The organism is Vescimonas sanitatis (assembly GCF_049060325.1).
Lineage (GTDB): Bacteria > Bacillota > Clostridia > Oscillospirales > Oscillospiraceae > Vescimonas > Vescimonas sanitatis.
In genome coordinates, this window is record NZ_JBMGPW010000008.1 from 29,581 (window position 1) to 45,126 (window position 15,546).

At 57.9% G+C, this 15,546-nt stretch carries 9 protein-coding genes; all 9 read left to right on the forward strand.

Annotated features, from left to right (window positions below):
* Positions 1–389 precede the first annotated feature (389 nt).
* The 9 genes from ACOMDU_RS09995 to ACOMDU_RS10035 all read left to right on the forward strand — a co-directional run bounded on the left by ACOMDU_RS09995 (position 390) and on the right by ACOMDU_RS10035 (position 15,381).
* Positions 390–1,313 (forward strand): tyrosine-type recombinase/integrase, encoded by a 924-nt coding sequence (locus ACOMDU_RS09995; protein ID WP_421130174.1) that lies wholly within the window; start codon positions 390–392, stop codon positions 1,311–1,313.
* A gap of 648 nt (positions 1,314–1,961) precedes the next feature.
* The gene (locus ACOMDU_RS10000) at positions 1,962–2,495 is read left to right on the forward strand and encodes a hypothetical protein (RefSeq protein ID WP_421130175.1); all 534 of its coding nucleotides are present in this window, start codon (positions 1,962–1,964) and stop codon (positions 2,493–2,495) included.
* 215 nt (positions 2,496–2,710) lie between these two features.
* The gene (locus ACOMDU_RS10005) at positions 2,711–3,343 is read left to right on the forward strand and encodes a MotA/TolQ/ExbB proton channel family protein (protein ID WP_421130176.1); all 633 of its coding nucleotides are present in this window, start codon (positions 2,711–2,713) and stop codon (positions 3,341–3,343) included.
* On the forward strand, positions 3,330–3,644 hold the full coding sequence (locus ACOMDU_RS10010) for a DUF2149 domain-containing protein (protein ID WP_421130177.1): 315 nt from the start codon (positions 3,330–3,332) through the stop codon (positions 3,642–3,644). The genes ACOMDU_RS10005 and ACOMDU_RS10010 overlap by 14 nt, the downstream gene beginning before the upstream one ends.
* A 45-nt stretch (positions 3,645–3,689) precedes the next feature.
* Positions 3,690–9,797 carry a hypothetical protein gene (locus ACOMDU_RS10015; RefSeq protein ID WP_421130178.1) on the forward strand — a complete coding sequence of 2,036 codons (6,108 nt, stop codon included), beginning with the start codon at positions 3,690–3,692 and terminating at the stop codon, positions 9,795–9,797.
* A 102-nt stretch (positions 9,798–9,899) separates the two neighbouring features.
* Positions 9,900–11,960, forward strand: coding sequence for a prenyltransferase/squalene oxidase repeat-containing protein (locus ACOMDU_RS10020; protein WP_421130179.1), 2,061 nt, complete (start codon positions 9,900–9,902; stop codon positions 11,958–11,960).
* The gene (locus tag ACOMDU_RS10025; RefSeq protein ID WP_421130180.1) at positions 11,957–14,236 is read left to right on the forward strand and encodes a hypothetical protein; all 2,280 of its coding nucleotides are present in this window, start codon (positions 11,957–11,959) and stop codon (positions 14,234–14,236) included. Before ACOMDU_RS10020 ends, ACOMDU_RS10025 begins: the two co-directional genes overlap by 4 nt.
* Position 14,237: 1 nt before the next feature.
* A complete protein-coding gene (locus ACOMDU_RS10030) occupies positions 14,238–14,834 on the forward strand; it encodes a DUF4430 domain-containing protein (RefSeq protein ID WP_421130181.1) in 597 nt (198 codons plus the stop codon).
* A 259-nt stretch (positions 14,835–15,093) separates the two neighbouring features.
* Positions 15,094–15,381: a helix-turn-helix domain-containing protein gene (locus ACOMDU_RS10035; RefSeq protein WP_421130182.1), complete on the forward strand. Its 288-nt coding sequence runs from the start codon at positions 15,094–15,096 to the stop codon at positions 15,379–15,381.
* The last annotated feature ends 165 nt before the right edge of the window (positions 15,382–15,546 follow it).

The window sequence follows — 15,546 nt, forward strand, 5'->3', positions numbered from 1 at the left end:
TCCCATACGGCTTCGCGGGAACGAACAAACGACGCCGCAAAAATGTATCCTTCCGCGAAACAAATCCCCTCTTGCAAAACGACGGGGTCTTCATCATAATAGCACCCGTAGCCCCCGAAAAGTGAATAGGCTTACCGGTCTGAAACGCTGCGGCGTTTCGGTGAAAGTTGGAATGTGGGTCAAAGTCCCCGCGAACAGGTCACTGTGAGGCTCCTCTGAGGCAGGAGATAAGTCAGGTCGCGCCGGTAAGCGTCACAATGCACACGCCTGAAACCGAGCTGCATGAACGGGGGCTTCGCGCCCGTTTACACGAGAGAAGCGTCGGCATTTGCCGGCGCTTTTTGCATGAAGTCAGGGCACCTATGGGGGACGGAAAGGTGCTTGAAAAAATGGGAGAACGCAGGAAATACGTCCGCAGGGACGCCACGGTGGAACGGTTGTCCGCTATCTTTTTAGAGGATATGGTTGGGAGCGTAAAGCCATCCACGCTGGCGTGCTACCGCCGCAACATCCAATGCCACATCCTGCCGGCGCTGGGCGAGCGCGTGGCGGCGGAACTGACGGCGGCGGAGATCAACGACTACATCCAGCAGTTACAGGAGGACTATTCGCCCAAGCTGGTGCGAGAAATCGGTGGCCTTCTGCTGCGGATCGTAGGTATGGCCGGTGTGGGCTACGGCGAGGATGTGACGCTGCCGAAGGTGCGGCAGAAGGCCGTGGAGGTGTTCACCGAGCCGGAACTGAAGCAGATGGGACAGGTCATTCTGCGCCGCCCAGACAGGACGGGACTTGGCGTGCTGCTGACAGCCTACACCGGGTTGCGGCTGGGAGAGCTGTGCGGCCTGCAATGGCAGGACGTGGACGTCGGCGCGGGACTGCTGCACATCCAGCGGACGGTGGAGCGCATCGCGCAGATAGGCGGCGGGACGTGCCTGACAGTGCAGCCACCGAAAACGGAGAACTCCGAACGCTGGATACCCATTCCGAAAGAGATGCTGCGGATGCTGAAGCCAGAGACAAAGCAGCCGGACAGCTACCTGCTGACCGGCGGGGAGATCGTCCCTGACCCGCGGGCGATGCAATACCGCTATAAGGTGTTGTTGGAGCGCTGCGGTGTGCGGTATCGGAATTTCCATTGCCTGCGGCACAGCTACGCCACGCGGTGTGTGGAGCGCGGGGTGGACGTGAAAAGCGTCAGCGAACTGCTGGGCCACGCCGATGTCCGCACCACGCTTCGGCTATACGTCCACTCGTCCATGGACTACAAGCGCAGAGCCGTGGAGGGGATTGGTTTTCTCAAGGGAATAACGTAAAAAAGGACGCCGAAAGGCGTCCTTTATCCAAAAAATGGCACAAAAATTTTCGCAAAGTAACATACTTTGCGAAAAAGCGCGGAACGCCTTGCGCTGCAAGGCATTCCAGATTTACGCCAGAAAAAAGTCGAAAATTAGAACTCGTTGTTGACACGGAAAAACGGCTGGTATATACTGTTATTCGGTTGAAATTGGAAAATTTTCGCAAAGTATGTTACTTTGCGAAAAAATCGAGGCCAAAAACTGAATAAAAGGTCTTGCGAAGTCGTGTGGCTGTCACTGTAAAGACGGTATATCATTACCGTCAGGCGGCAGTTTTGAAGGAACGGGGTGATACCCCCTGCGGACGGCGCTGTTGACGTAAGGAATGGACCAAAGCGGCAGAAATGCCGTGTGGCGAATAGCAGCCATTGGAGCGAACGCTCTGAGAAGGTAGGTTCAGGTACGAGAAGGGCAAAAGCCCTTCGTGACGTTAGGGCAGAAGAATTGCACGATGGAGGATCAGTGTTGGACAGCGGGCGATCTCTCCCTGACGGCATAGGCGGGAGTGCGCGCTGGCGAGATTCGTCAGCGCATTTTCATTTCTGCCAGATCACCGCTGGTTTTCTTTGGAAAACCGGCGTTTTTTTGTAAGGGAGGATCACGTCTATGTCCAACAGGAATCCCCGCGAGAGATTTGACTACAAGAGTTGGTTTGAGCGTAATGTGGCCAAGCGTACCGTGGCGGCGTTGGAAGCGCGGGACGCGGAGTTTGCCGAAAAGCACGCGGATACGCCGCTGGCGCATTTGGCGCAATACGTCGGCAATCGTGCTGAACTGCTGCGGCACACGCCCAGTCCCTGCGAGATAGACGGCGGCACGTTTATCGAGGAGCGCTTCGGCGGTTGGGCCGCAGTATTGGAGATGGCACGTCTGCGGCCACCGGCGAAAGAGCCCAAGTTGAAAGACACCGCACGCTACAAGCGGGAAAAAGCCGTGCAGGAGCCGCTGTTCTACGAGGAATCCGAGCGCAAGAAGAAGGCGAAACGCGCCAAGGCCGCAGCCAGTCATGCGGCGCAGCAATCACGGCTGAAAGAGAAAAAGCGGCTGGAGCAGGAAAAGAAAGAGGCTCGTGATGCCGCTGCCCGCCAGCGCGAAATTGAGAAAGCGGCAGAAGCCGCCGAGCAGGAGGTGTCCTGCTGAGTTACCCTTGTCAAGCCATGACGGTCTGAACGGAGACTGTCAGCTTTCCATAAGGGTGGGAGGGGAAAAGCCGCCCCTCCCACCTCCTCTCTTTGTTGAACGGCAAGACCAAAACCACATACAAAAGCAAATATGTTACCCGCCCCTGCGGGGCAGGTAACGGGAAAAATACGCCCCATCTGCGGGGCGAGAAACAGGAATAGGAGCAAACACACATGATCTCTTTGAGTGAAATACTGCATACCATCGCCCAGGCGCTGATGATCCCCTGCCTCATTATACTGATAATTCTGATGGCCGGGGCGGTCTGGCAGATCGGCGACATCGTGGTTGAGTACATCGCGGAACGCCGCAAGCATAAGTGTAACGTCCCCCAGCTGCTGCGCGACGTACACGCGGCGGGCGCGGACGGCCTTGCGGAGCTGATTGAAAACAGCGGCCTGCTGCGGCGGCAGAAGAAGGCCCTGCTGGAGCTGGCGGAGAGCCGGGGGCTGCCCAAGGACACCCTGACGGCGCTGGCGGAACGTCTGCTCGCCACGGAGGAGGCGCGGAACGCCCGCACCACCTCCATCACGGACATGATCGCCAAGCTGGGCCCCATGTTCGGCCTGCTGGGCACGCTGATACCCCTGGGCCCCGGCATCGTGGCGCTGGGACAGGGCGACACGGTGACGCTGTCGGAGTCCATGAACGTGGCATTCGACACCACCATCGCCGGTGTGATCGCGGCGGCGGTGGCCAGCGTCATCTCCCACATCCGCAAGCGGTGGTACAACGACGACATGGTGTCGCTGGAAACGCTGATGGAGGCAGTTTTGGAGGAGGTCACGAGCGATGTTGAAGGGTAAGTTTTCCTCCCGCCGCCGGGTGACGGAGGAGGTGGACGCCATGTCCGGGCTGGCGAACCTGTCGGACGTGATGCTGGTGTTCGCCTGCGGGCTGATGGCGGCGGTCATACTGAACTGGAACGTGGATCTCAGCAAGACGCGGGTGGAGATCCTGCAGCGGGAGCAGATGAAGGAGCTGGACAACGCCGAAGAGCTGGAGCAGGATATCCAGTCCTCCAGCAGCTTCGAGCAGAAGGGTACGGTGTACGAGGACCCGGAGACCGGCAAGCTGTATGTGGTGATGCCGAAGGGCAGTAACTAAATAGTTTTTACATAGATACGTTCAACAGAGAGAGGAGCAAATCACATGAAGAAACGGACAAGCAATGTGTCTCGGCGCATCGTGAGCCTGCTGATGAGCCTGGTGCTCACGCTGACGCTGGTGACCCCCGCGGCCTTTGCCACGGAGGTGGTGGGCGGCAGCGGTACGGCCATCATCGAGGGCAACGCGAACCCGGCTGATCCCGCCCCCGGCGAGGACAGCGAGAACAATGAGGACAAGAACACCGAGGACGGCAAGGACGAACAGCCCACCAACCCCGGTGACGAGGATAAAGAACCCAGCGAAGATGACGAGATAATTGCAGACGAAGAAGATGCAGACGACGGCGACATCTATGATGTCCAGGAGGATACTCTGCTGGGCATATCTCTGTATGCTGCTGCAAATTCGTGGGACGGTGCGTCCATAGCGGCGGTTGAACCCAACGCTGAGGGAATCTATGAGATCAGCACCGGTGCGGAGTTGGCATGGCTGGCAGCACAGGTAAACAACAAGAATGTCTTTTCTGGAAAGACTGTAATGTTGACGGCAGACATCGATCTTGGTGAGCAGGAGTGGACGCCGATCGGCAAGAACTTCAGGAAGAATGGCAAGAGTTTTCAGGGTACATTTGATGGCAATGGCCACATTGTAACCGGCCTGCAGATCAGCAGTGGCAACGCCGAAAATGTGGGGTTGTTTGGGCCGATATCTAAAGCGATCGTCAAAAATCTCATCGTAGAAGGCAATGTTAATATGCCGAATGGATCCACAATTGGCGGTATCGTGGCAAACAACAGTGGCGGTACAGTTCAGAACTGTGGCTTTTACGGTGTAGTCGAGGGTTGGAGAAGTGTTGGCGGTGTGGTCGGCAGCGGCAATGCCGTTAACTGCTGGTATTACTATACCGGCATGGACGAGGGGTATAGCCGGAGCGTGTGCGGCGGTACGGCCACAGACTGCTACACGAACGTGAACGCAGAGCAGACTGGCGTCACAGTGGTAACAACGGAGCAGTTCAAAGGCGCTGCGGTAGTCGGCGAGACTGGCAAGACGGTGGTGGAGTTGCTGAACGACGCATTGCCGACTGACTGCATGAACTGGGCACAAGGTACGGACTATCCTGTGCTTGCTACCGGCGGCACGGAGCAGAAAGATAAAACTATAAGTTTGATTCCGCTTTTCCCCGACTGCGAGTTTGTCGCATCTGTTGAAGGAGAAGATGTCACTTATGATGCGGAGAACAATATCTACACCATCGGTGCAGATACGTCAGTGGTAAAACTGATGCGCTCTGATGGCAAGACTGAGCTTTGGGTGACCACAAAGGAAGACGGAACGGAAGCGAGTCCTGTAAGTCCCAGTGAAGATTTCACTATCTCCGGCACGAAGACTACGCTGTATTACGGTACGAAGGACGATTTTGATACCATTGCCGCGTGGAACAGCGCGCTTGGACGTAGCGGAAATACTGCGACGGTCGCCACGGCTGACCAGCTGAAGGCGCTGGCCCGCATGGTCAACAGCGGCAAGGATGAGATGACGGGCAAGACCATCTCACTCGATGCAGATATTGGCCTCAACAGCGAACTGTGGACGCCCATCGGTAAGACAGATCATTCGTTCAAGGGAACATTCAACGGCAGAAATGGTAGTACTTACTACACGATTTCCGGCCTGAATGGTGACCTGTTTGGCATGGTAAATGGCATCATCCAGTATGTGACCATCAGCGGCGGCAAAGGACGGCTGGTGACTACGCTGAAGTCCGGCACGGTGGAGAATTGTATGTCCACCGCAGATGTCACCGGCGCAGGCGGCGGTTTGGTGGGACAGAACAGCGGCACGGTGAATAGCTGCTACTACTACAATGCCAAGAGCAAAAACACCCCTGCCGTGGTCGGCAGCGGCACGGTGACGAAGTGCTTCTATTTGGCAGATACTTCCACCTTCGGCGCAGATATCGACACCGGCGCACGTACAGCGGAGGAGTTCCAGCTGGGCCGTGTGGCGTATGAACTGGGGGGATCTTCTTACGTTTGGGTGTATGATACGACTAAGGCAGAAAAGATGCCGCAGTTGGGAAACGCGTCCACGTCCTTGACAATGGCGGCAGCGAGTGAGCTGAAGCTGACTAAGCCGGATAATCAGCCCGAAGATGTAGTGGTCACACTTGGTAGCAGCGACAAAAAGGTGCTGACCGATGTCGCTGGAAACCAATACTACTATGCTGCAAGCGGCTATATTGGTGGCGTGTCTGATGTGCCGGTCACATTCACCGCTCCGAAGGGGTATCAAATCGTGTTTGCTCCTGCGGCAACACAAGTGGGAGGAAAAGACTATCTTCGTATAACCGGCAGTAATGTGGAGTATACCTATTCACTGGTCAAGGCCGACATTCGCTGGTATGAAAGCGCTGGGGCGGAAAAAAACTACGTTCTCAAGAGTGCTGACGAATTGATGGGTTTCTGCCTGCTGGCCAATGGAAGTATTGATGGCGTATCCAAGAATTTTAATGGATGGACTCTGTCGTTGGGTAATAACATTGATCTGGAAAATAGCGGATGGAAGCCCATTCCACGTTTTGCAGGTGCTTTTGATGGCAAGGGCTATGAGATCACGGGCTTAAATGTAAACTACACAGGTGGTGACTTCAATTCAAAGACTGCGGGAATGTTTGAAAAACTGGTTTCGCCTGGCCAAATATTGAACCTTGCCGTATCGGGATCAGTGCAGGCAGACGGCAAGATAAATTATGTGGGCGGAATTGTCGGTACGACTGAAAGTGGAAGCGAAATCCGTTTTTGCCGCAGTAATATTGCTGTTAAAGTCGATGCGGCAAACAGCACCACCAACGGCATGGCATACGGCGGTGTGACGGGTAAAGTTCAAGGTGCGATTTCCAACTGCTTAAATGAAGGAACGATAACCGTAGATAACATTAAGAATAAGTGTTACATTGGTGGCGTAGCCGGACAGGTCGGCAGTGCAGCGGATCTCTGCTGGAATACCGGCAGTGTAACCGCTTCCAGCACGGCAAATAAAAAAATATATACCGGCGGTATTGTCGGATACGGAGCTGCAACAAACTGCTATAACAACGGGAGTGTCACTGGTGCAACCGATAAGAATAGATATGTGACGGGCGGCATTTCGGGCAATGGCAACGTGACCAACAGCTACAACCTGGGTGACGTGACCGGTGCGGAAAGTGGTACCTACGGCATCAGCAGCCGAGCTGCCACCAACAGCTACTATCTCTGCAAGCTGAACGGTGCAGTTGAGCAGAAATATATCAAGGATAGCAGCAGTGAAGCGCAGAATATCACCGCTACCACCGAGGACAACAAGACCGTGTACAAGGTGGATGGCACCGAGCTGGTGGAGTTGCTGAACAAGAACAGAAGCACTTACACCGAGTGGATCAACAAGCAGGTCGCGCCCTATAACCCTGTGCATATCACGCGCTGGGACGGCAGCTTTGAACCCGGCGTGGAGGGCGTGATCACCCTTATCTATGACCCCAACGGCGGCGAAGGAGCGGCTGTAACGGAGCAGCAGCGGGTCGAAGGCGATACCGGAAGCTTCACCATTAAGTCCGATACGGAATTGGGCTTCAAGCACGAGAACGGCACGTTCCTCGGCTGGAGCACAAAGCCCAAAGCGACGACGGCTGACAGCAACTATGCTGCCGGTAAAACGGTATCGGTGAAAAAAGGCGAAACCGTGACGCTCTATGCCGTGTGGTCGCCGATCTGGGCAGGCAGCGGCACGGAAGCTGATGCCTATCAGATCTCCAACGCCGCCGACCTGACTGCCCTGCAAACGCAGGTCAACAAAAACGGCTTCAGCTACACCGGCAAGTGGTTCAGGCTGACCAATAACATCGATCTGAACAACGAGCCGTGGACGCCCATCGGCGTCGATGCCTACCATTTCTTCGGCGGCAGTCTGGACGGCGGCGGCAAGACCATCAGCGGGCTGAAGGTGGAAACAAACGGGAACTGGGCAGGACTTTTCGGCAACGTGCGAGGTACTTACGGTGTGCCCATGACGATGCGGGATCTGACGCTGAAGGACGGCAGCGTGAAGTTCACAAGCAGCGGGACGTCATGCTGCGGTGGCCTTGTGGCGGCTGTAGAGGGCGAAACTGTGCTGGAGCTGCGTAATGTCGTTGCTGAAAACCTGACGGTCAGCGGCGGCATATTTGGCTCGGGCGGCCTTCTGGGCAGAGGACGCGTCGCAATGACAAACTGCCACAACAGGGACGGTTCCGTGACCGGCAGATATGCAGGCGGACTGGCCGGTAAGGGATACAGCAACCGTCAGGATCACGTTTTAGCGGGTTGTACCAACAGCGCTAAGGTAGTCGGCGAAAGAACCGCAGGCGGAATGACTGGGAATGAAACATATAGCAACGGCTCCTACACGAGCTGCGCCAACAGTGGAAGCATATCTGCGACACAGGGGTACGCCTCCGGCATTGCGGCGGGCGGAAGCTATGAGCGGTGCAGCAACAGCGGCGCTGTGACCGGCAAGCAGGCTGCGGGTATCTGCGTCAATGGCATCAAGGCAATGTACTGCAGCAATACAGGCGCGATTACCGGCACGGACTATGCGGCGGGTATCCTTACCAACGGCGGCTACGGCGGCACAGTAGAATTCTGCTGGAACACCGGAAAGGTCGAGGCGAGCACGCCCGTCAAGGCCTTTGGTATCCTCTACGGCTGGGGTTCGTATAATAGGGTCAGAAATTCCTTCAGCTATGTCCCGGGTGCCAATATCGGCCTTGCGCCCACCGAGCTGAAAGAGGAAAATGTGTCCGACAGCTACTATCTGGCGGACAAGAAGGACTCCGTTTCCAGCGCCGGTGAGTGGGCCAGCGCAGACGACTTCGCCAGCGGCAAGGTAGCCTGGGGCGTGGACGGCAGCACTGGTGCACACGCTAACTACTGGACGCAGGGCGCAAACAACTATCCTGTCCCCATCGGTGAGGGAACGTCCACCAGCTACTACCGTGCCAAGGCCGAGTGCGGCACAGGCGGTGCAGTGAGCATCAAGAGCAGCCGCAACTTCACTGGCGATGCGGACAATGCGGTCTATGGGCCTAAAGGTATGAGCGTGACCGTCACGGCCACGCCCAAGGACAGCAGCTATGCGCTCAAGAGCCTGACGCTGGATCTGATGAGCACGGGCAGCACCACGGCGCTGGAAAGTGGCGACAGCTTCACACTGGGCGAAGCCAACGCGCTGGTGGTGGCCGCCTTCGCCAGCACCGGCAGCGGCGGTAACGGCGGTGGTAATGGCGGCAGCGGCGGTAACGGCGACGGCAGCGGCACAGATACCGGCGACGGCGCAGGCGATGAGGACGATGAGGGCCTGCAAGACGGCCTGAATATGGATGTGGAGTACAACATCAAGGGCCTGGTGCTGGCCGCTTACGCCGAGTGGGGCGCTAACGGCGGCGGTAAGACCTTCGCCCAGTGGCTGAAGGCTTCCCCCAGCGTGCTGCGTGCGTTTATCACCAACAGCCTGGACAACATGGCCGCAGCGGCTAAGTCCAAGGATACCGACGAGGCCAAGAGCCTGGCAGCGCTGCTGCTGGCCAGCTTGAACGAACACAGTGGCCTGAACAGCAAGAACGGCGACATCATCGGCAAGGCGCTCCAGCGCTACATGGATACCGGCAGCGAGGCGACCTTCAGTACGTGGCTGACCACCGGCAGCGGTATGGCCAGCGGCACAGTGGAGGAGATCCTTGCACAGTACACCGACAGCCTGCTGAACTTGACGGAGCGCCTGTATACCAACTGGGAAAGCAGCGGCACGTCCCTGACCTTCCCCGTGTGGCTGGATGCCCAGCAGGTGACGATGGAGAGCCTGTCCGAGAACGCGGAAGAACCTGAGGCTGAGCCTGATGACACCCAGACCTCCGAAGCCCCGGAGGATGTGCCGGACGGTCAGGAGGCCGAGGGCGGCGCCAGCGGCGGCGGCAACTCCGTGTGGGAGGTCATCGGCACGGTGGTGCGCGAGAATCCCATCATCGTCTGGAGCATCGTGGCCGTGGTTACAGCCTTGGTCATCGTGGGCGCGGTGCGCCGCTACCACAAGGTCAAGCGCGATGAGCGTGACGATGTGGCCAGCAAGAAATAAGTGAAATAGACGGCTCTTAGAGGGCGGTCTGCCGATTCGCGTGGGCGGAATTTCCGTCCACGCGAATACGGCTATATAAACGGAAATGGGAGGGATGCCTCTGTGAGAAGAAAAGTGCGGAATTGGGCGGCGTTTCTGCTGGCGCTGGCGCTGGTATTGGGCATGATACCCGCAGCTTACGCGGCGGGATACAGCATCACCGTCAACGCCCCAACAGGGAATAACCTGCCCTATTGGGTGTTTGAGAAAGTGGGCGTAGACAGCGCAGATGTGCTGAACCTGACGGCCAACGAAGGGCATACCCTGCCCACAAATAAGGTCGCCCGTGTGTCGCTGGCTGTGGGCAAAGGCAAGGACGGAGAGGCCTCCTGCGGCATCTCTGTCAACGGAATGTACTATGTGCAGTCGGTCACATTGGAGCATCCCGACTTCTTCACCGGCACGGTGGAGATCCAAATCGGCAGGGATGCCCAATGGAGCGAGGAGACATGGGGTAATATCACGCCTGTGGAGGATTCCAACATCCTCGGCCGCGTGCAGTTCAAGGACGGCACCTTCACCGGTGACGTGACCATCAGCGTCACGCCCATGACGCAGCAGCAGGCGGACGCGGCGGCAAAGACCAACCAGCGTCAGGTGGTGCCCAAGGGGAAATACAGCGTGTCGGACATCACCGAGGCCATCGACGGCATATTGGCGTGGAAGCGGGCGCAGCAGGGCGTGGCGGAGGGTCAGCCGCTACTGAGCGGCGAGCTGCTGACCTATGCCGGCAGCACCGCCGCCGACTGGCTGCCCATCGGGCTGTCCCGCTACGGCGCGGAGGACGACTACGACAGCTATCTGGCTGCGCTGAGAACGTATGTGGAGCAGAAATACCGCGAGCCGGACAAGCTGGACAGAACAAAGGCGACGGAATGGCACCGCATCGCGCTGGCGGTGCTGGCGTGCGGCGGCGACCCCACCCACTTCGGCAGGGATGAAAACGGCGCGGATATCAACCTGATCGCCGACGGCGTGTATGACCGGGGCAAAACGGCGGATCTGGGACGGCAGGGGCTGAACGGCTGGCTCTGGGGATTGATTACGCTGGACAGCATGAAGTACACCATCCCCGCAGGCGCCAGCTATACCCGCACGGAGCTGGTAAAGACCATCCTGTCCTATCAGCTCAGCGACGACGGCTTTAACCTGCGGGTGGCGCAGGGCAGCACCGCCGATCCGGACATCACGGCCATGGCCATACAGTCCATGGGGCCGTACTACCGCACCTCCACCCTGAATGTGAAGGACCCTGTGGACAGAGCGCTGGAGCGCCTGTCGCAGCTCCAGCTGGACACGGCGGATTTCCGCAGCTGGGGCACGCGGAACTCCGAGTCCACCTCGCAGGTCATCATCTCCCTATGCAGCGTGGGCATCGACCCGCAGAACGACCCCCGCTTTGTGAAGAACGGACTGAACCTGCTGGACGCGCTGTTCTATTACCAACAGGAGGACGGCGGCTTTGCCCACTCCTACGAGCTGGATGAGGGTAATCCCTCCGCCGTACCCGGGGAGAGCGACAGCATGGCCACGGATCAGGCGCTACTGGCGCTGGTGTCCGTGTGGCGGCAGGCGCAGGGCATGAGCCCGCTGTACGACTTCCGCCCCGGCGGCGTATCCTCCAAGATACTGACGCCGGAGGAGAGCGAGGTGTCCTTCGCCGGCAGCTATGAGTTTACGCAGGAGCTGCAAAGCTGCGTGGACGCGCTGCCCGACGCGTTGTCCACGGAGGACGCGGAGGAGGTGGCCTTCCTGCTGGAGCGGTTGAAGATGAGCCGTGAATTTGACGGCTATGACAGGTACATGGAGAAGCTGACGGCGGCGCAGGAGAAGATTGACGCGCTGTGCGCGGAGATCGAGAGCCTGAACGCGGATATCGCCGCAGAGATATTGCCTATGACCGACGCCGGCTTGAAGGAAAAGCCCATCGTGGACGGTATCGTGAAGCGGTACCGCGCGCTGTCTGAACACGACAGGGAGCTGGTGGAGAGCTGGGATGCGGTGCTGGCGGTAAAGGCGCAGACGGACGCGGCGCAGCGGACGCTGCTGCTGTGCATCGGCGGCGCGGCAGTGGTGATGATCGGCGGCAGCATCCTCGTCCGCCGCAGGAGGGAGAGCAAATGAAACGACAACTGACGCGGCTGCTGACCGCGTTGCTGGCTGTGATCCTGCTGCTGCCGGTGACGGCGCAGGCCGTGCCTGCATGGGACGGCTGGACAGCGGAGCTGGAGGCGGCGTACCAAACGGTGTCCGGACTGGTGGCGGACTCCGTCAGCGAGAGCAGGGACTACCTATCCGCCGCACGGCAGGAAACCAACACCAAGGCGGTGTACGCGCTGTGGGTCTCCGGCGCCGACGTGCCGGAGGGCTTCTACAACGAGTATTTGCAGGCGCTGGCAGACTGGTTGGCGCTGGCGGAGCAGCGGGGCAGGTACGCCTATATCCCCGGCGCGCTCCGCACGGTGGCGGCCATGGGGCTGGACGTGACGGATCTCGCCGGTCACGACCTGCTGGAGCCGCTGCGGCGGCCGGAGATGGTGGAGGCGGACGAGGACAGGCTGGATATGCTGCTGGACCTGGACGCCGCAGGTGATGCGGGTAAGACGGACGAGTTCAGCGTGCTGCGGGAGCAGCTTCTGACCGAGGCGCTGGCCCGGCAGCAGGACAGTGGTGAATTTCGCTATACCTCCCAATGGCCTGCCGAGCTGAAGCAAAAGGGCGTGGCTGCTGAGCCGGATCGGTTCGACTACATCCTGCTGACGGCAAAGTCCGCGCAGGCGCTGGCGCCTTACCAGAGCCGTCCGGAGGTCAAAGCCGCCATAGAAAAGGCGGTAAGCTATCTCTCGATGCAGCAGCTGGACAGCGGCGGCTTCCTCAGATTTGGCGAGGAGGACGTGGAGGAGGATGCCGCCGTGCTGGAAATGCTGGCCGCGCTGGGCATCTCCCTCACGGACGAGCGCTTTACCAAGGACGGCCACACCGTGCTGGACGGCATGATGGGGTGGTATCAGGAAAGCTATTTTGACGGTGCCCCCGCGCCGGGACAGGGGTTCTACCGACATGATATTCTTTGGGGGTACCGCGGATCAGGGGATGCTTGGTACGCCTCCAGCTCATCGTTGATGTCCGATCCGGATGCCCCGGATGACCGCGGCAAGGCTGTGGAACGGCGAACCTACATAAACGAAGCGGGACTTATAGGGCTTTGTAGTGTCAGACCGGCAGTGGCTGTGGCGGGAACACCGTCCGCAAGCACGCCGGAAAAGGGAAACCGTCAAGACAATGCCATAGATTACAGTGAACTTTTACAGGCGCAGTCTGCGGATTATGCACAGAAGCTGGCAGAGGGGTATTACGGGGATGGAAACAGCACGATCGTTTCCGAGGGTGCTCTAAGCCATTTGGCCAAGGAGATCTTATCCATGTCCGAAGTCGGCGGCGGTAAGCTGCCGGAGGAGCAACGTGCACAGCTGGAAAGCCTTGTTGAGATGCTGTCGGGAGCCAGCGGCGAATATCTGATGGGACGCAAGGCGAACACCTACTCGCCGGTTCTGGTGCAGGCCATGAAAGCGCTGGATATGGATCCTGCAGACGTAAACGGCATGGACTTTTTGGCACCGTTGACAAATCTCTCTGCCATGGACACTGCGGAATACAGAGAGGCGCTGATGGATTTTGACTCGGTAGATGCGTCTATGTGGCGTAAGCGCGGCGTGGACGCGGATACGGTCGTGGACAAGTACGCCGCCGGTATACTGCAATATCAGACGGCAGACGGGCAATTTGACCCTTACGCAAGCTATAGCGGGATAGTTACCCCGATACTCCGGGATTATGTGCAGTACACTGCCGAGAATGTCACCGCCCTTGCTCCCCACGCGGACAAGGAGTACATTTCCAAGGCGATAGACCGTGCCATTGAATACCTGTCCTCCGTACAGCTTTCGGATGGCAGCTTTCCGGGTATGACCGGTACTTCAAACGGCGAGGCAACGCTCGCCGTGCTGGAAATGATGGAAGCGCTGGGAATATCTCTGGACGACCCTCGCTTCGTGAAAAACGGAAATACCGCGGCGGACGCCATGAAGACCTTTTATGTAGACGGAGTGGGCTTTCTTTCCAGCTTCGAGGTGGAAGCGCCGCTGGATGATTTGGGCAGCCTGCCGGTCTACGCCGATCCGGTCATGGATGCTTCTGCTGCCGTTTCCGCCCTGACCTACCTCCAAGCCGCCGAGGACGGCACATTCGGCCCCGACGGCAAGGGCAGCAGCGTGTTCGAGGTGGTGGGCGCCGCCCTGACGGAAACGCCGCTGGGCGCGATCTTGCTGGCGGTTATCGTAGTGGCCATACTGGCGTTTGCCATGGTGCGCCGCTACCGCCGCATCAAGAGGGAGCAGTGACATGGGTACGAAGCACAGATGCGCAGCGGCATTGCTGCTGGCGGTATTCCTGCTCTTCTGTACCGCCTGCGGCGCTGCTCCTGTGCAGCCGGAGGATACAGAAAACAAGGATCAGTACATGACCGACCCTGTGCCGGAGGGCAAACCTACGCCGGTAGAGCCGCAAGATACGACGGTGGATACCACTACGACCCACACCTGTACTTTCTCCATCTCTTGCGAGACCATTCTGGACAACATGGACAAGTGCGTGGAGAACAAGAAGTTCCTCGTGCCGGAGGACGGCATTGTTTTTCCCGCCACGGAGGTGGAGTTCAGCGAGGGCGAGAGCGTATTCGATGTTCTCCAGCGGGTATGTCGGGACAACGCCATCCACATGGAATCCAACTGGACTCCGGTATATAACAGCGCCTATGTAGAGGGGATCAATAACCTCTATGAGTTCGACGTGGGCAGTTTGTCCGGCTGGATGTACAACGTCAACGGCTGGTATCCCAACTACGGCTGCTCCCGCTACCAGGTGAAGGACGGCGACGTCGTGGAGTGGCGCTATACCTGTGACCTTGGCTATGATCTCGGCAGTGGTATGGGAGGATAATGGAGGCGCCAGAATATAGAGAACGCTGATATAGGAAGCGGAGTTCCCGGAACACATTGGCCTCTGGAGATATTCGAGAGGCCGCCTAACCATGCGACCAGACAACACAACAAAACGGAGGAAAAGCCAAGGATGGCCCTTTGCGGCCATCCTTGGCTTTTTCTCCGCTTTTCATTATGCGGATGCCAATTTCATTGCCGTGCCCCACCGTTTCTGCCGTTTGCGAGTTCTTCACAAATGACGAAACGGAGGGAATAAAATGCATTTTGACCGAATGGCATACGGGGAGCGAATCAAACGGTTACGCACCGGCAGAGAGCTCACTCAAGAACAGCTTGCTGAAAAGATAAATGTTAGTAGAACCTACATAGTTAAAATTGAGAACGGCTTACAGATAGGCCCGATTGAAATTGCCATTGAACTGGCAATGTTCTTCGATGTCTCCATGGATTTTCTCTTGCTTGGAAAAGAAAACTATCGCGTGGACAGAAAGCAGTGTTTGAGAATGGCAATCGATATCCTCTCTGAATTGCAAGCGGAACTGTAAAATGTTCCATTTTGGGTATGCAATGTTCCAAACTGTTTCTGTTCCGTGGCTTTCCTTCAAGGTACAATTTACTCAAGCCAAACAAAGGGCCTATTGTACCTTGAAAAACGCCATTCGGCCATATTCGGCAACTGGATCACATCAGCAGATGAGCCTCCGTAAGAA